Source organism: Pseudomonas sp. OE 28.3, assembly GCF_014268205.2.
Taxonomy (GTDB): Bacteria; Pseudomonadota; Gammaproteobacteria; order Pseudomonadales; family Pseudomonadaceae; genus Aquipseudomonas; species Aquipseudomonas edaphica.
Window position 1 is genome coordinate 4,241,645 of record NZ_CP077082.1, and the last position, 20,980, is coordinate 4,262,624.

The 20,980-nt window shown below is 60.3% G+C and carries 17 protein-coding genes; 5 read left to right on the forward strand and 12 right to left on the reverse strand.

The window, feature by feature from the left end; genetic code table 11:
• Positions 1–90 precede the first annotated feature (90 nt).
• Positions 91–549 carry an HIT family protein gene (locus tag HU759_RS18970; protein WP_017134689.1) on the reverse strand — a complete coding sequence of 153 codons (459 nt, stop codon included), beginning with the start codon at positions 547–549 and terminating at the stop codon, positions 91–93.
• 162 nt (positions 550–711) lie between these two features.
• Between HU759_RS18970 and HU759_RS18975 the strand changes: the two genes are divergently transcribed.
• A complete protein-coding gene (locus HU759_RS18975; protein ID WP_017134690.1) occupies positions 712–1,464 on the forward strand; it encodes a 3-oxoacyl-ACP reductase family protein in 753 nt (250 codons plus the stop codon).
• A 24-nt stretch (positions 1,465–1,488) separates the two neighbouring features.
• Positions 1,489–2,076, forward strand: coding sequence for a TetR/AcrR family transcriptional regulator (locus tag HU759_RS18980; RefSeq protein WP_099550544.1), 588 nt, complete (start codon positions 1,489–1,491; stop codon positions 2,074–2,076).
• Here the strand turns inward: HU759_RS18980 and lepB are convergent, their stop codons facing one another.
• The 3 genes from lepB to HU759_RS18995 form a co-directional block, all read right to left on the reverse strand.
• Positions 2,077–2,754 (reverse strand): signal peptidase I, encoded by a 678-nt coding sequence (gene lepB / locus HU759_RS18985; RefSeq protein ID WP_186618451.1) that lies wholly within the window; start codon positions 2,752–2,754, stop codon positions 2,077–2,079.
• A gap of 315 nt (positions 2,755–3,069) precedes the next feature.
• The gene (gene cysS / locus HU759_RS18990) at positions 3,070–4,458 is read right to left on the reverse strand and encodes a cysteine--tRNA ligase (RefSeq protein WP_170040691.1); all 1,389 of its coding nucleotides are present in this window, start codon (positions 4,456–4,458) and stop codon (positions 3,070–3,072) included.
• A gap of 18 nt (positions 4,459–4,476) precedes the next feature.
• A complete protein-coding gene (locus tag HU759_RS18995) occupies positions 4,477–6,177 on the reverse strand; it encodes a glutamine--tRNA ligase/YqeY domain fusion protein (protein ID WP_026013499.1) in 1,701 nt (566 codons plus the stop codon).
• 249 nt (positions 6,178–6,426) lie between these two features.
• On the opposite strand from HU759_RS18995, the gene HU759_RS19000 reads away from it, so the two are divergent.
• Positions 6,427–6,930 (forward strand): peptidylprolyl isomerase, encoded by a 504-nt coding sequence (locus tag HU759_RS19000; RefSeq protein WP_017134695.1) that lies wholly within the window; start codon positions 6,427–6,429, stop codon positions 6,928–6,930.
• Complete coding sequence (gene lpxH / locus HU759_RS19005; RefSeq protein WP_170040690.1) at positions 6,927–7,676, forward strand: UDP-2,3-diacylglucosamine diphosphatase; 750 nt, start codon at positions 6,927–6,929, stop codon at positions 7,674–7,676. Before HU759_RS19000 ends, lpxH begins: the two co-directional genes overlap by 4 nt.
• Before the next feature lie 242 nt (positions 7,677–7,918).
• On the opposite strand, the gene HU759_RS19010 is transcribed toward lpxH, so the two are convergent.
• The 8 genes from HU759_RS19010 to HU759_RS19045 form a co-directional block, all read right to left on the reverse strand.
• Positions 7,919–9,454 (reverse strand): DHA2 family efflux MFS transporter permease subunit, encoded by a 1,536-nt coding sequence (locus HU759_RS19010; RefSeq protein ID WP_017134697.1) that lies wholly within the window; start codon positions 9,452–9,454, stop codon positions 7,919–7,921.
• On the reverse strand, positions 9,454–10,650 hold the full coding sequence (locus HU759_RS19015) for an efflux RND transporter periplasmic adaptor subunit (RefSeq protein ID WP_017134698.1): 1,197 nt from the start codon (positions 10,648–10,650) through the stop codon (positions 9,454–9,456). Before HU759_RS19015 ends, HU759_RS19010 begins: the two co-directional genes overlap by 1 nt.
• A 15-nt stretch (positions 10,651–10,665) precedes the next feature.
• Positions 10,666–12,123, reverse strand: a complete 1,458-nt coding sequence (locus HU759_RS19020) for an efflux transporter outer membrane subunit (RefSeq protein ID WP_186618450.1) — start codon at positions 12,121–12,123, stop codon at positions 10,666–10,668.
• Positions 12,120–12,593, reverse strand: a complete 474-nt coding sequence (locus HU759_RS19025; protein WP_017134700.1) for a MarR family transcriptional regulator — start codon at positions 12,591–12,593, stop codon at positions 12,120–12,122. The genes HU759_RS19020 and HU759_RS19025 overlap by 4 nt, the downstream gene beginning before the upstream one ends.
• Before the next feature lie 490 nt (positions 12,594–13,083).
• Complete coding sequence (locus HU759_RS19030) at positions 13,084–13,227, reverse strand: hypothetical protein (protein ID WP_217858123.1); 144 nt, start codon at positions 13,225–13,227, stop codon at positions 13,084–13,086.
• Positions 13,228–13,752: 525 nt separating this feature from the next.
• The gene (locus HU759_RS19035) at positions 13,753–17,436 is read right to left on the reverse strand and encodes a translocation/assembly module TamB domain-containing protein (RefSeq protein ID WP_186618089.1); all 3,684 of its coding nucleotides are present in this window, start codon (positions 17,434–17,436) and stop codon (positions 13,753–13,755) included.
• Positions 17,436–19,163, reverse strand: coding sequence for an autotransporter assembly complex family protein (locus HU759_RS19040; RefSeq protein ID WP_170040869.1), 1,728 nt, complete (start codon positions 19,161–19,163; stop codon positions 17,436–17,438). The genes HU759_RS19035 and HU759_RS19040 overlap by 1 nt, the downstream gene beginning before the upstream one ends.
• 63 nt (positions 19,164–19,226) lie before the next feature.
• A complete protein-coding gene (locus tag HU759_RS19045) occupies positions 19,227–19,877 on the reverse strand; it encodes a GNAT family N-acetyltransferase (protein ID WP_170040868.1) in 651 nt (216 codons plus the stop codon).
• Between the two features lie 168 nt (positions 19,878–20,045).
• Between HU759_RS19045 and xthA the strand changes: the two genes are divergently transcribed.
• A complete protein-coding gene (xthA, locus tag HU759_RS19050) occupies positions 20,046–20,858 on the forward strand; it encodes an exodeoxyribonuclease III (RefSeq protein ID WP_017134623.1) in 813 nt (270 codons plus the stop codon).
• The last annotated feature ends 122 nt before the right edge of the window (positions 20,859–20,980 follow it).

Sequence of the window (20,980 nt, forward strand, 5' to 3'; positions counted from 1 at the left end):
GCTTGCCTGCGATAGCGGTGTATCAGTCAATGTTGCTGTGACTGATAGGCCCCCATCGCAGGCAAGCCAGCTCCCACATTGGTTTTTGCGTCAGGCGAACGAGCGGATGTGCGTCGCCAACGCTGCCAGTTCCCCATCATCGGCCCGCACAAAATCGTGGGATGAGATGTAACCCTCATACGCCGCAAAAAACTTGTCGACTTTGGAGCTGATGGGCTTGAACGCGCTGTCCTGCCCCGTGCCGTGCATGGGAAACAGCTTCGCATGCAGATGGTCCACGCCGTAGCCTTCGAGCATCATCCCCGTGCGCGCCACATCGGGAAACGCCCGATCAATCAGCAGTGCGGTTTTCTTGGTCGCCACAATCAGCGCGGACAACACCGCATCCGACTGCGCGAACGCGTAGCTGCCGTAATGCTGTTTGGGGATCACCACGCTGAAACCAGGCGTATTGGGGAAGATCGACAGGAACGCCATATGCTGGTCGTCTTCCCAGAGGATATGGGCCGGGGACGTCTTGCGGACAATGCTGCAGAAAATACAATCCATTCAATTCACCGTCAGTTTCAGTGTGCGAGCCGAGCCTCCAAAGGTAAGGCAAAAATGTCGCGCCCTAGTTAAAGATTAAATAATCCATAAATAGCTTGGCGCATTGGAATTGGCCTGATACGGTTTAGTGGATTTATTAATCCACTAAAAACAGGCACACCCATGACCGCTCATCTCGCACGTTTTACTGACAAAGTCGCCCTGGTAACCGGCGGCTCCCGTGGCATCGGCGAAGCCATCGTACGGCGCCTGGCGGCTGAAGGCGCGGCAGTGGCCTTCACCTATTCCGCGTCGGCTGACAAGGCGCAGGCACTGGTCGGCCAGATTCAAAGCCAAGGCGGCACAGCCCTGGCCATTCAGGCGGACAGCGCCGATGTGGTGGCGATTGCCCGAGCCGTGACCACTACCGTTGCGCATTTCGGCACGCTGAATATCCTGGTTAACAATGCCGGGATCTTGCAGCTCGGCAGCGTGGACGAATTCAGCCTGGAAGACTTCGACCGCATGTTCGCCGTGAATGTACGCGCGACATTCGCCGCCGCGAAAGCCGCGTCAGCAGTGATGCGCAGTGGTGACAGGATCATCAGCGTGGGCAGCGTCGTAGCGCAGCGCTCAGCCTTTCCGGGCTCCAGCGTCTATAGCATGACGAAGGCGGCGATCGCCGGTATGATCCGCGGCCTGGCGATTGATTTTGCCCCGCGCGGCATCACCGTCAATAACGTCCAGCCCGGCCCGACCAGCACTGACATGAACCCGGCAGACGCGCCGCATGCCGACCTGATCAAAAGCCTGGTGCCCTTGGGCCGTACAGGCACGGCTGACGAAATCGCCGGCATGGTCGCCTACCTCGCGTCTGAAGAAGCTGCCTTTGTGACCGGCGCCAGCCTGAGCATCGACGGTGGCTACCTGGCCTGACCCTTCACTTTCCAGAGGTACCCCATGGCAAGACCCCGAGCCTTCGACCGCGACCAGGTGCTGCAACACGCCATCCGCGTATTTTGCGACAAGGGTTTTGCCGCCGCCTCAACCGAAGAACTGATGCAGGCCATGGGGCTGAGCCGCCAGAGCATGTACAACACCTTTGGCGACAAACGCCAGTTGTACCTGCAGGCCATGGCCGAGTATCAGCGCACGGGCGTCGACGACCTGATCGAGCGTCTGGGCCAAGGCCCGACACCGCTGCAAGGCCTGCACGACACCCTGAACTCCTTCGCCACCCGCGCCCTTCGCGAAGGCACGGCCGGGTGCATGGGCGTCAATGCGATCTGTGAGTTTGGCCAGGAAGATGAGGAAATCAATCAGCTCACCGCACACAGCGCCGAGCGTTTGCGCCGTGCATTTGAGCAGACCCTGAGATGTGCGCAGGAACAGGGTGAACTCGTTCCCGGCACCGATTTGCCGGCCGCCTGCGACTTTCTGATGGCCACCCTTAGCGGCATGAAGATTGCCGGTAAGGGCGGCGCTAGCGTCGAGCAGTTGGCTAACATCGCAGGGTTTGCAGTTCGCGCACTGGGCGCCAAGGCGTAATTACAGGATCGGCGCGCCGAAGCGGTTCAAGCGCGGCATCCAATGATCGAGGATTTGCGCAGATGCCAGCACATGATGCGCGTGCCCGATCAACAAGCGGCGTGGCACAAAGCCGATGTAGCGCGAGTCATCGCTGTTGTCGCGGTTGTCGCGGTTGTCACCCAGCATGAAATAACTGTCGGCAGGCACCGTGACCGGGCCGAAATTTCGCAATGCCCGAACCGTGGGCATGAACTGAATGGTGCGCTGACTGTTGCTCGCATGCTCGATCAGCTTGATACCCGGCACTGTCTGGCCTGGCACGATCGGTTCGCTGATGTCCTGGCCATCACTGTAGGTAGCCGGCGTGCCGTTAACCCACAGCACTTCATCTTTCATTTCCAGGGTATCGCCGGGAATGCCGACGATGCGCTTGATCAAACGCATACCGTCCTTGGGTGATGAGAAAGTCACCACATCACCGCGTTTTGGGTCATCCAGCTTGGCCAGGGATATATCCGTAAGCGGCAACTTGAGGTCATACGCCACACGGTTGACCAGCACCACATCGCCCTCAAGCAACGTCGGGCGCATCGACCCGGATGGGATGGGGTTCCAGTCGGCCAGGGAGGTGCGGAACACGCCGAAGCACAGCCAGAAAAGGATGACGTAACGGTAGCGGCTCAACCAACTTCGCATACAGCCTCGCACTAAAAAAGCGGCGCAGACAGCCGCCGGAAAACCCAGGGTAACATTTGGCAATACTCGCTTATTACACCGGAGGATTAAATTAACATTAGCGTTACAGCCCACATTGATCGTCCCCACGCTCTGCGTGGGAATGCATCCCGTGACGCTCCGCGTCACCTTGCACAGGGCTTGAGGTGTTTGCCAAAAGCAGGACCCAGAGCGTCCAGGGCGGCGTTCCCACGCAGAGCGTGGGAACGAGCCACGCTTGCACAATAAAAAACGCCCCGAACCAGTCGGGGCGTTTTTTTATTCAGGGTTTACCGATCAAGCCTGATCAGCCAACCGCCACGTTGTGCCGCCCTTCCCGTCTTCCAACACCACACCCATCGCGGTCAGTTGGTCACGGATACGGTCGGACTCCGCCCAGTCTTTGCCTGCACGGGCAGCCAGGCGCGCTTGAATCAACGCGTCTACTTCAGCGGCATTTACACGCCCTTCGGCGCCGGCTTGCAGGAAGTCATCGGCTTCCATCTGCAGTACACCCAACACGCTGGCCAGCTCTTTCAAGCGCGCAGCAAGACCAGCGGCTGCATCAAGATCACTCTCACGCAGACGGTTGATCTCACGCACCATCTCGAACAGCACCGCGCAGGCTTCCGGCGTGCCGAAGTCGTCGTTCATGACCTCGGTAAAGCGTGCCACGAAGGCTTCGCCGCCGGCCGGCGCCACGGCAGGCAGGCCTTTCAACGCATGGTAGAAACGCTCCAGGGCGCCTTTGGCGTCCTTGAGGTTGTCTTCCGAGTAGTTGATGGCGCTGCGGTAGTGGCTCGACACCAGCAGGTAGCGCACCACTTCCGGGTGGTACTTTTCCAGCACATCGCGGATGGTGAAGAAGTTGTTCAAGGACTTGGACATCTTCTCGCCATTGATGCGGATCATGCCGCAATGCATCCAGGCGTTGGCGTAGGTCTTGCCGGTGGCGGCTTCGCTTTGGGCGATTTCGTTTTCGTGGTGCGGGAACTCAAGGTCGCTGCCGCCGCCATGAATATCGAAGGTCTCGCCCAGGCAGCAGGTGGACATCACCGAGCATTCGATGTGCCAGCCCGGACGCCCGGCGCCCCACGGCGATTCCCAGCTCGGCTCGCCGGGCTTGGTGCCTTTCCACAGCACAAAATCCAGTGGATCCTGCTTGGCTTCGTCGACTTCGATACGTGCGCCGATGCGCAGGTCTTCGATTTTCTTGCGCGACAACTTGCCATAACCCATGAACTTGGCGACGCGGTAGTACACGTCGCCATTGCCTGGGGCGTAGGCGTAACCCTTGTCGATCAGGGTCTGGATCATGCTCAACATGCCCGGAATGTGATCCGTGGCGCGCGGCTCCATGTCCGGTTTGAGGATGTTCAGACGCGCTTCATCCTCGTGCATCGCGGTGATCATGCGCTCGGTCAGCACATCGAACGGTTCGCCGTTCTCGCGCGCCCGGTTGATGATCTTGTCTTCGATGTCGGTGATGTTGCGCACATAGGTCAAGTCATAGCCGCTGAAACGCAACCAGCGGGTCACCAGGTCGAAGGCAACCATGCTGCGGCCGTGGCCGATGTGGCAGTAGTCGTACACGGTCATGCCGCACACGTACATGCGCACCTTGTTGCCGTCCAGCGGCTTAAAGACTTCTTTGGTCTTGCTGAGTGTGTTGTAGATCGTTAGCACAACGGCTTCCTTAGAGAATCACTGGCCCCACGAATCACGCAAGGTCACGGTACGGTTGAAGACCGGATGACCAGGTTTGGAGTCCTTGATATCCGCGCAGAAGTAACCTTCGCGCTCGAACTGGAAACGGTCTTCCGGCTGTGCGTCGCCAAGCGATGGCTCGGCACGACAACCCGTGAGAACTTGCAGGGAGTCAGGGTTGATGTTGTCCAGGAAGCTGGCGCTGTCTTCAGCCTTCTCAGGGTTCGGCGAACGGAACAGACGATCGTACAGGCGCACTTCGCACTCGATGCTGGCAGCAGCCGGCACCCAGTGAACGACGCCTTTGACCTTGCGGCCTTCAGGGTTCTTGCCCAGGGTTTCCGGGTCGTAGGAGCATCGCAGTTCGACGATGTTGCCATCGGCGTCCTTGATCGCTTCATCGGCACGGATCACGTAGCTGCCGCGCAGGCGCACTTCGCCGTTAGGCTCCAGGCGCTTGTAGCCTTTCGGCGGCTCTTCCATGAAGTCATCACGGTCGATGTAGATTTCACGCGCGAACGGCAGCTTGCGCACGCCAAGTTCTTCTTTCTGCGGGTGACGCGGCAGTTCGAGGTGGTCGACCTTGTCTTCCGGATAGTTGGTGATCACGACTTTCAACGGGCGCAATACGCACATGGCACGCGGCGCGTTGGCGTCCAGGTCCTGACGGATGCTGAACTCGAGCATGCCGTAATCGACCACGCCGTCGGAGCGGTTGGTGCCGACCATGTCGCAGAAGCTGCGGATCGACGCCGGGGTGTAGCCGCGACGGCGGAAACCCGACAGGGTGGACATGCGCGGGTCATCCCAGCCATGCACGTGCTTTTCGTCCACCAACTGCTTGAGCTTGCGCTTGCTGGTGATGGTGTAGTTCAGGTTCAGGCGGCTGAACTCGTACTGACGCGGGTGCGCCGGAACCGGCAGGCTGTCGAGGAACCACTCATACAGCGGGCGATGGCTTTCGAACTCCAGGGTGCAGATGGAGTGGGTGATGCCTTCGATGGCGTCCGACTGACCGTGGGTGAAGTCATAGTTCGGGTAGATGCACCACTTGTCACCGGTCTGGTGGTGATGGGCGTGGCGGATGCGGTACATGATCGGGTCGCGCAGGTTCATGTTCGGCGAGGCCATGTCGATCTTGGCGCGCAGCACGCGGGCGCCGTCCGGGAACTCACCGGCGCGCATGCGGTTGAACCAGTCGAGGTTCTCTTCTACCGAACGGTCACGGAACGGGCTGTTCTTGCCCGGCTCGGTCAGCGTGCCACGGTATTCCTTGGCCTGCTCCGGGGTCAGGTCGTCGACGTAGGCCTTGCCGGCCTTGATCAGCTCGACGGCCCAGTCGAACAACTGGTCGAAATACTTGGACGCATAGCGCACTTCACCGGACCATTCGAAGCCCAGCCACTTGATGTCGCTTTCGATGGCGTCGATGTATTCCTGGTCTTCCTTGGCCGGGTTGGTGTCGTCGAAACGCAGGTGCGTGACGCCACCGAACTCCTGGGCCAGGCCGAAGTTCACACAGATCGACTTGGCGTGACCGATGTGCAGGTAGCCGTTGGGCTCTGGCGGGAAGCGGGTGACGATCTGCGTGTGCTTGCCCGAATCCAGGTCCGCCTGGATGATCGGGCGCAGGAAATTGACCGGGACGGCAGGTCCGGCCTTGGAATTCGAGGTAGGGTCGACAGTGGGCTTGCTCATAGGATCCTTGAACAGACAGGTTCGTGGCCGGTTGGGGCCAGATAAAACAAAGGCGATATCATAGCCGATGCTGTCAAGTACCTGACAGAGCAGCACCGAAAACTGCTGCATTTAATGCACCGGCGGTAAAAAACCACCTCGAAATTCCTGCCGGGCACGCTAAACTGCGCGCCTTGGCACACATTTAGCCAAACCGGTAGCGGCGCCTTGGCGTCCAAACCCACGAATTCCCTGAAAAGAGTAGTGAACATGACTCAAGTCAAACTGACCACCAACCACGGTGACATCGTCATCGAGCTGAACGCCGAGAAAGCGCCGATCACCGTCGCCAACTTCATCGAGTACGTGAACGCCGGCCACTACGAAAACACCGTTTTCCACCGTGTCATCGGCAACTTCATGATCCAGGGCGGCGGTTTCGAGCCAGGCATGAAAGAAAAGAAAGACAAGCGTCCAAGCATCCAGAACGAAGCGGACAACGGCCTTTCCAACGACAAGTACACCGTCGCCATGGCCCGTACCATGGAGCCGCATTCGGCCTCCGCGCAGTTCTTCATCAACGTCGCCGACAACGCCTTCCTCAACCACAGCGGCAAGAACGTGCAGGGCTGGGGCTACGCGGTATTCGGTAAAGTCACCGAAGGCCAGGACGTGGTCGACAAGATCAAAGGCGTGTCCACCACCTCCAAGGCCGGTCACCAGGACGTTCCAGCAGAAGACGTGATCGTCCAGAAAGCCGAGATCGTTGGGTGATATTGCTGATTTCAGACTTGCATCTGGAAGAGGAGCGCCCGGATATCACCCGGGCGTTTCTGGATCTGCTCCACGGCCGCGCCCGTGGCGCCCAGGCGTTGTACATTCTGGGGGACTTCTTTGAAGCCTGGATTGGCGACGATGGGATGACCGCCTTCCAGCGTTCCATCTGCGAGGCTTTACGCGAGCTGAGCAACAGCGGCACCCCGATTTTTATCATGCATGGCAACCGCGATTTCCTGATCGGCAAGGCGTTCTGCAAAGCCGCAGGCGCTACCTTGCTCAAGGACCCGAGTGTCGTGCAGTTACATGGCGAGCCCGTGCTGTTGATGCACGGCGACAGCCTCTGCACCCGCGACGTCGGCTATATGAAGCTGCGGCGCATTCTGCGCAACCCGATTGTTTTGTTCATTCTGCGGCACTTGCCGTTGCGCACCCGCCACAAGCTGGCGCGCAAGCTGCGCAGCGAGAGCCGTGCGCAAACGCGCATGAAGGCCAACGATATTGTCGATGTGACGCCCGAGGAAGTGCCACGGGTGATGCAGCAGTTCGGCGTGCGCACCCTGGTCCACGGCCATACGCACCGCCCCGCCATTCATAAACTGCAGATTGGTGACCAGGCGGCCAAGCGTATTGTGCTGGGGGATTGGGACAAGCAGGGTTGGGCGTTGCAGGTGGATGAGCAAGGGTTTGCGCTGGCGGCGTTTGACTTCGTCAACCCACAGTTGGCGTTGCCCGGCGCATAACCCTGAGACACAGAACGCTGGCTTGTGTGGGGTTTGGCTTGTGTTGGAGCTGGCTTGTGTGGGAGCTGGCTTGTGTGGGAGCTGGCTTGTGTGGGAGCTGGCTTGTGTGGGAGCTGGCTTGTGTGGGAGCTGGCTTGTGTGGGAGCTGGCTTGCCTGCGATGCAAGCACCTCGGTACATCAGGCATACCCAGGTGATGCTATCGCAGGCAAGCCAGCTCCCACATTGACTGAGTCCAGTCGGTCAGTGCCCCGATGCCTCCGGCCCGGCCTTCGCACCAAACGGCGGCTTGGCCAGCCACACCAGCAACATCAAGCCCATGAACATCCACCCCAGCAACGTGAAGTAATCCACGGTGGACATCATGTACGCCTGGCTGGTGAGGATCTGGTCCAACTGCGCATAGGCCTTGTGCCCTGCCCCGCCTAGCGCCTGCAATGCATCGCGGGTGGCGGAGTCGTAGGTGGTCATGTTCTCGCTCATGTACGCGTGGTGCTGGTCGGCGCGGCGAATCCAGATCCAGGTGGTCAGCGATGCCGCAAAGCTACCGCCCAGGGTCCGCAGGAAGGTCGCAAGACCCGCGCCGTCGGCGATTTGCGCCGGCGGCAAGTCGGACATCAGGATGCTCAAGGTCGGCATAAAGAACAACGCCACGCCGATCCCCATGAACAACTGCACCAAAGCGATATGGGTGAAATCCACCTGATTGGTAAAGCCTGCGCGCATAAAGCAGCTCAAGCCAATCGCCAGGAACGCCAGGCCCGCCAGCAAGCGCAAATCGAACTTGTGCGCATACTTGCCCACAAAGGGTGACATCAGCACCGGCAAAATACCGATCGGCGCGACCGCCAGGCCGGCCCAGGTGGCGGTGTAGCCCATCTGGGTTTGCAGCCATTGCGGCAGGATCAGGTTGATCCCGAAGAAGCCCGCATAGCCCAGGATCAACACGATGGTGCCGATACGAAAGTTGCGGTAGGCAAACAACCGCAGGTTGACCACCGGGTGCTTGTCGGTCAGCTCCCAGATGATGAACACCGCCAGGGCAATCACCGAAATCGCCGCACCGATGATGATGAAGTTGGATTCGAACCAGTCCAGGTCATTGCCCTTGTCGAGGATGATCTGCAAAGCGCCGACACCAACGATCAGGCTCAACAACCCGACGTAATCCATCGGCTGGTAACTGGTGACAACCGGGCGTTTCTTCAATTGCGAACGCACCACCATCACCGCAAAGATGCCGATGGGCACGTTGATAAAGAAGATCCACGGCCAGCTGTAGCTGTCGGTGATCCAGCCGCCGAGGATGGGGCCGGCAATCGGCGCCACCACCGTAACCATCGCCAGTAACGCCAGGGCCATGCCGCGCCTGGCCGGTGGGTAAACCGCGATCAGTAACGTCTGGGTCATCGGGTACAACGGCCCGGCGACCAGGCCTTGCAGCACCCGAAAGCCAATCAGCTCGGGCATCGAGGTGGAAATACCACAGAGGAACGACGCCAATACAAACAGGATGGTCGCCCACAAAAACAGCTTCACCTCGCCAAACCGGCGGCTCAGCCAGCCGGTGAGCGGCAAGGCAATGGCGTTGCTCACCGCAAACGAGGTGATCACCCAGGTGCCCTGCTCCGAACTCACGCCCAGGTTGCCGGAAATGGTCGGCAACGCCACGTTGGCGATGGTGGTGTCGAGCACCTGCATAAAGGTCGCCAGCGACAGGCCAATAGTGGCCATCAGCAAGCTTGGCGGCGTAAAGGACGCGGGGGCGTTAGCGCTCATCAGCGTTGCACAGCCTTGGGTGCGGCGAGGCTGTTGTCATGGATCAACTGCGTGATCATGGCATCGGCTTCGGCCAGTTGGCGGTCATACACGTTGGTGGTGAACGAGGCCTTTTGCGGTGCCTGTTGCGCCAGCACCGGGCCGCTTTGGTCGTGCAGGTCGACGTTGACCACAGTGCTCAAGCCCACCCGCAGCGGGTTCTTGGCCAACTCGTCGGCGTTGATGTGGATGCGCACTGGCACCCGTTGCACGATCTTGATCCAGTTACCGGTGGCATTCTGCGCAGGCAGCAGGGCAAACGCGCTGCCGGTGCCGGCGCCGAGGCTGTCGACGGTGCCACTGAATTTCACGTCACTGCCATAGATGTCCGCTTCGATGTCCACCGGCTGGCCAATACGCATATCGCGCAGCTGGGTTTCCTTGAAGTTGGCGTCGATCCACAGCTGGTCCAGCGGGATCACCGCCATCAACGCGGTGCCGGGCTGCACGCGCTGGCCCAGTTGCACGGTGCGCTTGGCCACGTAGCCGGTGACCGGTGCGATCAAGGTGCTGCGCGCGTTGGTCAGGTAGGCCTGACGCAGTTGCGCGGCGGCGGCTTGCACATCCGGGTGGGACGAAATCACCGTGTCATCCACCAAGGCATTGGTGGTTTTCAGTTGCTGCTCAAGGTTGGTCAGGGCGTTCTTGGCGGCGGTCAGGTTGTCACGGGCATGGGACAGTTCCTCCTGGGAGATCGCACCGCCCTGGGCCAGCGTCTTACGGCGGTTGAAGTTGTCCTGGGCGGTTTGCACGTCAGCTTTCTGTGCGTTGACCTGGGCTTTCATGCCATCGACATTGCTGTACAAACCACGCACCTGGCGCACGGTGCGGGCCAGGTTGGCCTGGGCACTTTGCAGGCCGACGGCGGCGTCATTCGGGTCGAAGTTGATCAGAACCTGGCCTTCGTGGACCAGGTCGCCGTCGTCGGCGCCGATGCTGACCACGGTGCCGGTGACCAGCGGGGTGATTTCCACCACGTTGCCGTTCACATAGGCGTCGTCGGTGCTTTCATTGAAGCGCCCGTAGAACTCATACCAGCCCCACACGCCGACCACGCCAAGAATGACGATCAGCGCCAGGCCAATCAGCATGACTTTGCGTTTGCGCGGGTTGTTATCGGGCTTTTCAGTTGCGTTGCTGTTTTCGGCAGTGGCCATGACAAATACCTCAAATTATTCCGTACGGGTGGCAGGGCTGGTCGTGGTCGCGGCCACGTTATCGGCGTTGAATCCGCCACCCAGGGCTTGCATCAATTGAATCGACAGGTCGATCTGCGCCGCATTCAAGGTCGCCAGCTGACGCTGGGCCTGCAGCAATTGCTGCTCGATGCTGAGCACATCCAGGTAGTTACCGATGCCGGAGCTGTAACGCTGTACGCCGGTGTCGTAAGACTGCTGGGCGATGTCCGCAGCGTGTTGCTGCGCCTGGATTTGCCGCCCGGTTTCGCGCAGTTGCATCAGGGTGTTGCCGATATCGCCCAAGGCTTGCACCAGGGTTTTGTTGTACTGGGCCACGGCCAGGTCGTAGTCGGCGTCGCGGGCATCGAGGTCGGCACGCAAGCGGCCACCGTCAAAGATCGGCAACGAGATGGTCGGCGCAATGCTGAAGAACCGGCTGGCCGAGCCAAACATCGCATCACCGAGCAACGACTCGGCCCCGGCGCTCGCACTGAGGTTGAGGTTGGGGTAGAAGCGGGTTTTGCTCGCGGCCACGTTTTTACTCGCGGCCTCCACGCGCCAGCGTGCGGCGATCAGGTCCGGGCGACGGCCCAGCAATTCGGCCGGCAAGACTGAAGGCACAGCGACGGCACTGGGTTTCAACACGTTCGGGCGCGTCAGCTCGCCGCCACGGTCCGGGCCTTTGCCGAGCAATATCGCCAGGGCGATCTTGGCGCTTTGCAGTTGTTTTTCAGCGTCGATCAACTGCGACTGGGAGCTGGCTTCCAGGCTTTCGGTCTGTTGGTACTGGTATTCGCTGTCGATGCCGGAGCTGAGGCGGCGTTTGCTCAGGTCGAGCATCTGGCGGGTGCGCTTGAGGTCGTCATTGGCCAGGTCACGCACGATATGCGCTTGGCCCAAATCGCTGTAAGCCTTGGCGACGTTGGCGGCCAGGGTCAGGCGTGCGGCTTGCTGGTCGACTTCGGCTGCACGCGCCTGGCCCAACGCGGCTTCCCAGGCAGCGCGCTGGCCACCCCAAAGGTCGAAGTTGTAGTTGAAGCTGGCGCCGATGTTACGCACCGTGGCATAGGCATCGCCCTGCCCGCGCGGGTCCTGGTCCTTGGCCAGGCGCGAACGGCTCACACCGGCGCTGGCATCCAGGGTTGGCATGCGCGCCGCATCGGCGGCATAAGCGGCGGCTTCGGCCTGGTGCGCACGGGCGCTGGCCACTTGCATATCAGGGCTGTTTTGCAGGGCTTCGTGAATCAGACCGTCGAGTTGCGGGTCGCCGAGGCTTTTCCACCAGTCGGCGGTGGGCCAGGCGGCCGTGGACAGGGTCACGCCGCTCAAGGATTTGCCGGTTTGCAACGTGTTGGCGTCGAGACGTTGGCCCTGGGTGTCGAGGCCGCTGAAGTTGGCACAACCGGCCATGCTCATCGCCACCAGCACCAGGCTGAGTGCACGCGTTTTCATTGATTACCTACCCGCTGGAGGACGATGGCGTCACCGGCAGCTACCAGAATTTTCTTGAGGATTCTTTCCAGGGTTTCCAACTCACCAGGCTCGAGGGCACCGGCCAGTTCATTCATCGACTGCGCGCCGATATGCGGCAACATGTCGGCCAGGCGCTGGCCGTCTTCGGTGAGCACTAACTGCACCTGGCGCCGGTCCTGCTCGGAGCGCTTGCGCGCCAGCAGGCCCTTTTGCTCCAGACGGTCGAGCATGCGGGTCATGGAGCCGCTGTCGAGGGACAGGTGGCGGCACAGCTCCGCCGGGGTATCGACGTCGAACTGGGCAATGATGATCAACACCTTGAACTGCGCGGCGGTGACGCCGTGGGGTTCCATATGGGTGTCGATAATGCGGTCCTTGAGCAGCGCCGCCCGGCCCAGCAACAGGCCGAGGTGGCAGTTGCGAAAGCTGTCAGGGGTGTAGTGGGTCATCGGAAGTCACCTTATTACTGCCTAGGCAGTGAATGTATGACAAGATGTTACTGCTTAGGCAGCGAATGTCAAATGGAATTATTAGCTTGCTTGGTAATTTCGCGAGAGGTGGGCTTGAAACACAAATAACTGTGGGAGCTGGGTTGCCTGCGATAGCGGTTTGGCCGGGGGGTGTTTGGTCGGGTACATATCCATTGCTGCGGTAACGGCGGCCTATGGTTTCGCTCTTACAGCGACTCACTTTTCGAAGGACCGAAAAGTAAGCAAAAGGTCCTCGCCCCAACACTCGGTGCCTCGCTGTGGCTCGGCATGCCCGCAATCCGACAGTGATTTGGGGGGCCGCCGCGATGGGCCATCCTTGGCCCAGCGCGGCTAAACCGGCATCCCTGCCGGTTTACCCCCCAAATCACTGTCAGATTCCGGCCATCGTGTTTGACGGGGCGATTTCAGATCAAGATCAAAAGCGCAGATCAAAAGACCGCTGACTTCGTCATCGAAAAGGATGTAAGGGCCAGAGCAACAGCAACAGCAACAGCAACAGCAACAGCAACAGCAACAGCAACAGCAACAGCAACAGCAACAGCAACAGCAACAGCAACAGCAACAGCAACAGCAACAGCAACAGCAGAGCCATACTCGGTCAAAGGTGGGAGCTGGCTTGCCTGCGATAGCATCAACTCGGTGTGCCTGATGTACCGAGGTGTCTGCATCGCAGGCAAGCCAGCTCCCACAGAAAAGCAGCTCTTCAGTGTATGCAAATCCGCTTTCGCTTTTGATCTAACCACTCAGGTCGGCTTTCAGGCCGCCGTGCTGTAGATCTTGATCTTGCTTTTGATCTGAGGCGCCCCGTTAACCACGATGGCCGAACGCAGGCTTGAATCCGTGGGTAACCCGGCAGGACGCCGGGTTAGCCGCGCTGGGCCAAGGATGGCCCATCGCGGCGGCCCACGGATTCAAGCCGGAGTGAGGGCACACCGAGCCTAGGCGAGGTGCCGAGTGGTGGGGCGAAGACCTTTTGGTTACTTTTGGGGCGTTTGCCAAAAGTGACCCGCTGTAAGAGCGGAACCATAAGCCGCCGTTACCCGAATAACGGATATGTACACCGACAAACCGCCATCGCAGGCAAGCCAGCTCCCACACTTCTTACCTTATACAACCCCTAGAAATCCCGCTTGTAGAAGATATCCAACGAACTCGCCACGCCACTAGCCACTTCCAGATACACCTTCTTGCTCAGCAAGTAACGCAAAGCAATGGTATTGGCCGGCTCAAACACCCCCACCCCATAGCGCAAGCTGAGCTTCTCGGTAATCTTGCCACTGGCCACCACTGCGGTCTTGTTCCCGGAGCCCTGGGTGTCAAGGTCGAAATCCTGAATCCCCAGCTTGTTGGCGATATCCGAAGTCACCCCCGCACTGCCCATCAAACCCAGGCCCAGAGCGGCCTCAGCAAGCATATTGTTATCTTCGCCCGTGTTGTTACGCGAACGCCCCAGCACCAGGTACGACAACGCATCTTCCTGAGGCATCGACGGCTCGGAGAAGATCTGCGTCGTCGGCTGCTCAGCGCTACCGCTCAAACGAATACCGGCAGTCACAGTCCTTGAGTCCTCCACGACCACCCGTGTCGCTTCGATATCCAGGAACGGCTGATCCAAGGGACCGGCAAACAACAGCCGCGCACGCCGCACATTGAGGCGCTGCCCGTAGGCACGGTAACGCCCGTCGTTGAGCCACAACTCACCACGGGTGTCCATGTTGTCGCCAATATGCACATGGCCCTGAACCTTGGCAGTCAAGCCAAAGCCGGCAAAGTTAAGCTGGTCTTCACCCACCTCGACGTCGATGTCCATGGCCATCGCCATCGGCGGCTTGCCCTCCTCGGTCTGGCTGCCGACGATCACCGTGTCATCCGAGACCTTGACCGTCGACGGCGGCAGTTCGCGCACGGTGATATCGCCGCGCGGGATGTGCACCTTGCCGGCAATCGCCAACTTGTCGTCCTTGAGGCTGATCTTAAGGTCCGGCGCCACTTCCAGCTTGGCATAGGGCTCAACCGTGACCGGCAATTTCGAGCCTTGCAGGCTCAGGTCCACCGCCAGGGCCTGGCCCCAGCCGACGCGGCCCTTGAGGCTGCCCTGCCCGTCTTTGCCGCTGCGCCAGCCACCGTTGAGCTGCACACTTTCACCGGCGATCAGCGCCTGCACATTCAAGCCCTCGAGGCTCATCGGCAGCTCAGGCCCGGAAATTTCGCCGTCCACCAGGTTCACATTGCCGTTGACCTGCGGCGCCAACAGCCCACCCGAGATGCGGCCGTTACCGTTGAGCTTGCCATTGAGGGTTTCCACCATCGGCACAAACGGGCGCGCCACAGCGAGGTCCAGGCCGGTGAGGCTGAACGTGCCGGTAATCGGCTTGTCCTTGGGCAACGGGTTGATCTGCGCCTGCAACAGCAACTCGCCGAGCTTGCCACCGCGAAAATTCAGCTGCGTGTCGATGCGCTTGGGGTTGAGGGTGGTTTCCAGCTTCAAGGTGTCGTAGGGGAAATCCACCCACTGATTTTTGTCCTTCACGCGCAAGGTGCCGCCGCTGGCATCCACCGCGACCACGCCTTTAGGGCCGCTGCTGGGCAGGTCGAGTTGCACATCGGCGTTGAGCTTGCCCTGCCAGGCGAAATCCTTGGGCAAGAAGGCCGCCAAGCTGTCGATCGGGAATTGCTTGAGGTGGTAGCGCAGCTTGGGTTCAGGCATCAGACGCTGGTCTTCACCGCACAAGCTGGAACCGCCAGACACCCAGCAATGCGCGGCAAAGGTCAGCTTGCCGTCGGCCAGGCGTTCGATTTTCGCCGGGGCTTGCAGCTTCCAATCCTGGCCGCCGGCCTGCACATCACCACTGGCCAGGCGCCCACGCCAGTTGCCTTTGTCGAGGTTGCCATCCAGGGCCAGGGCGAGTTTGACCAGCGGCCCGGCCAGATCGAGTTGCACCTTCTGGCTCTTGATGTCGCCCTGGGCGCTGGCGGTCAGGGTGCCGACCTGGGTTTCACCGGCTTGAATGCCGCTGCCCTTGAGGTCGATCTTCGCACGCTGGGCGTTGTCGAGGGCCGCATCGAGGGTGAGGCTTTGCAGTTTATTATCCGCAAACGCCAGTTGCTGGCCTTTGAGGTCGAGCTTGCCTTGCGGCGCCTTCAGCGTACCGGCTACATCCACGCGGCCGTTGATTTGCCCGCGCAACTGCGGCCACAGTTGGGCCAGGCGCGCCAGTTTAATGTCAATCTGCCCGGCCAAGCGTTGCTGCAGACTGCCACTGCCATTGATGCGGTTGTCGCCCAGGCGGATATCCAGCTTGGCCAGGGTCCACTGCTCGCCCGCGCCTTCGGCCTTGGCCGCCAGCACGGCGGTCTGGCCGCGCAAATGGCCCTTGAGGTCGAGGTCGGCATTCAGTTTAAGCTGCTCGTTTTTGAACTCGCCTTTGCTGCGCAATGGCCCGGCCAAGGTGCCTGGCAATTCTGCGACCCAGTACGCCGGGTTGAGTGCCGACAAGTCCAGCGCAGTGTCCCAGGCGATGCCGTCGGCAAATTGCAGGTTCAGGTGCCCTTCGGCCTTGCCTTGACCGGCAGTCAGTTTGAGTTCGGGCAGGAAGACTTGCTTGAGGTCGCCGCTGAATGGCGTGACCAGATTGAATTTACCCGCTGGGCCGTCAAGGTCAGCGTTGAGATTGCCGAGGTAATTGCCGTCTTTGTAGGAAACTTCACCATTGAACGTACGCAACGCGACCTGAGGCTCATCAATCAATGGATAGAGGCGATGCCAGGGGAAATCCAGCCAGTTGATTTTCGCGTCGGCGCTGAACCCTTGCTGCCAGTCCAGGTTGGCGCTGAGCTTGAGGCTTTGCTGCTCACCGGCAGTCAGGTCGAGGCCGGCGATCTGTGCGCCCTTGGCGTCAACCTTGCCTTGCAACAGCAAGGCCACCGGGCCTTTTTCTGCGGGCAGCACGGCCCGGCCAAGCAACTGGTAGCCGCTGCTCAGGTCGCCCTTTGCGGTGAGGTCCAATTGATTGAGCTGCAAGGTGTCGGGCAAATCGGCGCTGGGCTTGAAGCCATCCGCCGTGATGTGCAACTGCGCGGGCAGGTTCTCCACCAAAGGTTGCAGCTCGCCGCTGAGCCTGGCGGGCAAGTAGCCGCTGCTGTCGGCGTCGAGCTTGAGGGTCTTGAGCAGGTCGCCGTCAACCTTGAGCGCAATCTGCCACGGCGCGCCGCCCGGAGCATACGGCAGGCTCAGATTGCCGGTGGCGCTCAGCGGCCAGTTGCCGGTGGGTTGCAGCAGGCCGTTGAGGTCCAGCACCAGGTCATCGCGTTGCAGGTGCACCGAATCGATCTGCATGCCAGCAGCCGTCCAATGCGCCGCCAACTGCAGGCCCTTGAGTTCCTCACTGCCATTAAACAGCAGGCTGCCGACGCGAACGTCGCCCAACTGGATGGCAACCGGCAACTTCAGATTCGGCAACGTGATCGGGCCACTGCTCGGTTCATTGCTCGGCGGGAATTGCAGGCTGACCTGTTCCACGTCCAATTGGTTGATGCACAGGGTCATGCGCAACAGGCAGCCTGGTGACCAATCAAACTTCGGAGCATTGAGTTCTACCCGACTCGCGTCCTGCTGCCATAGCAGATGGTCGGCGCTCCATTGGCCACCCAGGTGGCCCTGGTAATTTTCAACGCTCAAACCCGGCACCTGGCTCAAGGCCCAACGGCTGCCTGCTTGAGTACCGAGCACTGTCCACAGCGCCAACAGCAGCAGCATGAGAACCGCCACAATGGCCAGCCCTGCTATTTTCAAACCACGCATCACAGCTCAGGCCCCATGGAAAAGTGCAAACGAATGCCGCCCGGATCTTCGAGGGCATGGGCCAGGTCAAGGCGAATCGGCCCCACTGGCGACACCCAGCGCACACCGACACCCACGCCGGTTTTCAGGCTGGGCATTTCCAGGGTGTTGAAGGAGTTGCCTTGGTCGATAAAGGTCGCGATGCGCCATTTTTCGGCGATGGAATATTGGTACTCGGCGCTCAAGGCCACCATGTAACGCCCGCCGATGCGGTCACCGCGATCGTTTTCGGGTGACAGCGTCTGGTACTCGTAGCCGCGCACGCTCTGGTCACCACCGGCAAAGAAGCGCAACGACGGCGGCACCGACTTGTAGCCGTTGGTGGCACTGCCGCCGAACTGCGCACGGCCGAGGAAACGGTGGTTGTCCCACAAAGTGGTCAAGCCCTTGATGGTGGCGGTGCCGTACAGCAAGTTGGTGTCGGAGCCGAGCCCTTCCTTGGCGACCTTGGCGTCGAACATCAGGCGATAGCCATTGTGCGGGTCGATGCGGTTATCGCTGCGCAGGTAGGAATAGTTGATACCCGGCATCACCAGGTTGCTCAAGCCCGAGTCATTGCCCAGGCGATACTCTTCACGCTGGTATTTGAGCGAGATCACCCGCGTCCAGCCGCTGGGCAGCTTGCTGTGCCATTCGGGGCCGAGGGTGAGCAATTTACTCAGGGTGTCGGTGTTGGCGATTTCTTCGTTCTGGTAACCGCCGGCGAAGCGCAACTTGTCGGTCAACGGCGGGTCGAGCGGGATGTCATACCACAGGCCGACGTTCTGGCGTGGCGCCGACAGTTCGGCCTCCCAGCCATAGCTGTGGCCTTGCGGGTTGACCCAATGGCGGGTCCAGTTGGCTTTGCCGCGCGGGCCGACGTCGGTCGAGTAACCCAGGCCCAGGCCCATGGTGCGTGGCTTGCGGGTATCGAGCTGGACCGCCACCGGGATCACATCGTTGGTCGAGGCGGTTGGGCTGGCGTCCACGCGTACGCCTTCGAAGAAGCCGCTTGATTGCAGGTTCTGGTTGAGTTCGGCGATCAGTTCGGAGTCGTAAGGGGCGCCGCTTTTGAACGGCACCATGCGTTGCAGCAGGTCTTCATCGAACGGCGTATCGCCGGTAAACCCGACTTTGCCCAAGGTGTAGCGCGGGCCGCTGTCGTAGATGAGTTCGATATCGGCGACACCGGCTTGCGGGTCCACCAGCAGCTTCTGGCTGCTGAAACGCCCATTGAAAAAACCGTAGCGCGAAGCCTGATTCTGAATCAGCCGCTTGGCGTCTTCGTAGTTGCCGTGGTTGAGCACGGCGCCCGATTTGAGGTCGTCGCTGGCAGGCACGCGAAAGGCTTTGAGGCTCGCGGCCGGGCCGTCGACCCGAATGGTCACGTTGCGCAGATGCACCGGCTCGCCGGGGTCGATGGTGAGGGTCAGGCGCGGGTTTTTGCCGCCCTTCACGTCACTGGAAATCTGCGGCTGATAGAAGCCCAGAGCCTGGGCCGCCTTGCGGGCCTGCTCCTCGGCGCCACGGCTGAACCGCAGCAAGGCTTCTTCATCACGATCGCCAACCCCGCCGATATAGCCTTCGATGTTGGCTTTCAACGCGTCGTTTGATGGCTTGATGCGCACGTCCAATTCGCTTTGCGCAAATACGCCGCAGCTTGTGAACAGCAGAACCAAGCCGCTGGTAAATCTTCCTGGAAGCTTCATAGGCGCGGATGCTACACAGCTGGGGAGACTCTTTGAACCCGGAATTGTCTGAATAATTCTGTCTCAAGCCGTTGCAGCATGTAACGCCTGGGGATTGGGATGAAAAAACACATGCTCCAGGACAGGTCCTACCGCCACTTCACCGATTTCCTCATAGCCCTGGCGCTTGTAAAAATCCAGATAACGCGAGTTGCCGGTATCGAGCACCACACCCGATGAATGCGGGTCCTCGGCGCACCAGTTGTGCACCGCCTGCAACAGTTGCTCGCCGTAGTGTTTGCCCTGAAATTGCGGGTGAATACCCAGCAGCGGCAACACATGCACCGACTCGTTCGGCAGGCACGCCAACACTGCGTAATGGTAATCCAGATAACGCCGAGTGCCGCGCACGCCGGTGCTCAGCCACATGCGCAACTGCCAGGCCCAGCTCTCGGTGATGCCCAGGCGCCGTTGCGGTGGCGCAATCAAAGCGATGCCGATCAGCCGGTCGTTGACGAACAGGCCGATGGCAGGAAGCTTCTGGAAAAAATGCTGCTTGACCAGCTCACGCACGGTGGCGCGCACCCGCTGTTCGTACCCCGACCGCTCAGCCTCGAAGATGTAAGCGAAGGTCGGTTCATGCCGATAGGCCTGATACAACAAGGAACGGGCCTCGCGGGAATAGTCGCTGTTGAGCAGGCGAATTTCAGCAATGGCAGTGGAAGTGTCAGGCATACAGTCAATCTCCCTGGGCGCCACTCAAAAGATGGCGTTCTTATGGGTACGAACCTGTGCAGCACCAGTCGTTCCCAGACATTAGCAGTGCATGCGCCCTACCGCCACGCTGGCCCCCGTCCGACTTGTCGGCTAGCATCGGCCTTTTGCCAGACTGGACTGCCGACCATGAAAATCGTCTCCTTCAATATCAACGGGCTGCGCGCCCGCCCCCATCAGCTGGCGGCGCTGATTGAAAAGCATCAACCCGACGTGATCGGCCTGCAGGAAACCAAGGTGCACGATGACCAGTTCCCGCTGGCCGAAGTGCAGGCCCTTGGCTATCACGTGTACTACCACGGGCAAAAAGGCCATTACGGCGTGGCCCTGCTGTCGCGCAAGCCGGCGTTGAGCCTGCACAAAGGGTTTGCCAGCGACGAAGAAGACGCCCAGCGTCGCTTTATCTGGGGCACTTTCGCCGACGAGCATGGCCAGTCGATCACCGTGATGAACGGCTACTTCCCCCAGGGCGAAAGCCGCGACCACCCGACCAAGTTCCCGGCCAAACAACGCTTCTACGAAGATTTGCAGCAACTGCTGGAAAGCCAGTTCAGCAATGACCAGCCGCTGGTAGTGATGGGCGACATCAATATTTCGCCGGAAGATATCGACATCGGCATCGGCGCCGACAATGCCAAGCGCTGGCTCAAAACCGGCAAGTGCAGCTTCCTGCCGGAAGAGCGCGAGTGGATGGCCCGCCTTAAAAACTGGGGCCTGGTCGACAGCTTCCGCCACTTGAACCCGGACGTGGCCGACCGCTTCAGCTGGTTCGACTACCGCAGCCGTGGGTTTGAAGATGAGCCCAAGCGTGGGCTGCGCATTGACGTGATCCTGGCGTCCAACGGCCTGGTGTCGCGGGTCAAGGATGCTGGGGTGGATTACGACTTGCGTGGGCTGGAAAAACCGTCGGACCATGCGCCGATCTGGCTTGAGTTGAGCTGATTTCAAGGTTTGTGTACTTCAATGTGGGAGCTGGCTTGCCTGCGATAACGGTGTGTCAGCCAACCATTTGATGACTGGCCCACTGCAATCGCAGGCAAGCCAGCTCCCACATTTTGAATTGC

Bases quoted from the DNA above. Each gene is read 5' to 3' on its own strand.
- lepB (WP_186618451.1), bottom strand. From the start codon at position 2,754: ATGCGAAGTTGGTTGAGCCGCTACCGTTACGTCATCCTTTTCTGGCTG.
- HU759_RS19040 (WP_170040869.1), bottom strand. From the start codon at position 19,163: ATGAAGCTTCCAGGAAGATTTACCAGCGGCTTGGTTCTGCTGTTCACA.
- HU759_RS18970 (WP_017134689.1), bottom strand. From the start codon at position 549: ATGGATTGTATTTTCTGCAGCATTGTCCGCAAGACGTCCCCGGCCCAT.
- HU759_RS18980 (WP_099550544.1), top strand. From the start codon at position 1,489: ATGGCAAGACCCCGAGCCTTCGACCGCGACCAGGTGCTGCAACACGCC.
- HU759_RS19000 (WP_017134695.1), top strand. From the start codon at position 6,427: ATGACTCAAGTCAAACTGACCACCAACCACGGTGACATCGTCATCGAG.
- HU759_RS19015 (WP_017134698.1), bottom strand. From the start codon at position 10,650: ATGGCCACTGCCGAAAACAGCAACGCAACTGAAAAGCCCGATAACAAC.
- HU759_RS19025 (WP_017134700.1), bottom strand. From the start codon at position 12,593: ATGACCCACTACACCCCTGACAGCTTTCGCAACTGCCACCTCGGCCTG.
- HU759_RS19045 (WP_170040868.1), bottom strand. From the start codon at position 19,877: ATGCCTGACACTTCCACTGCCATTGCTGAAATTCGCCTGCTCAACAGC.
- xthA (WP_017134623.1), top strand. From the start codon at position 20,046: ATGAAAATCGTCTCCTTCAATATCAACGGGCTGCGCGCCCGCCCCCAT.
- HU759_RS18995 (WP_026013499.1), bottom strand. From the start codon at position 6,177: ATGAGCAAGCCCACTGTCGACCCTACCTCGAATTCCAAGGCCGGACCT.
- HU759_RS18975 (WP_017134690.1), top strand. From the start codon at position 712: ATGACCGCTCATCTCGCACGTTTTACTGACAAAGTCGCCCTGGTAACC.
- HU759_RS19010 (WP_017134697.1), bottom strand. From the start codon at position 9,454: ATGAGCGCTAACGCCCCCGCGTCCTTTACGCCGCCAAGCTTGCTGATG.
- HU759_RS19035 (WP_186618089.1), bottom strand. From the start codon at position 17,436: ATGCGTGGTTTGAAAATAGCAGGGCTGGCCATTGTGGCGGTTCTCATG.
- HU759_RS19020 (WP_186618450.1), bottom strand. From the start codon at position 12,123: ATGAAAACGCGTGCACTCAGCCTGGTGCTGGTGGCGATGAGCATGGCC.
- HU759_RS19030 (WP_217858123.1), bottom strand. From the start codon at position 13,227: ATGGCTCTGCTGTTGCTGTTGCTGTTGCTGTTGCTGTTGCTGTTGCTG.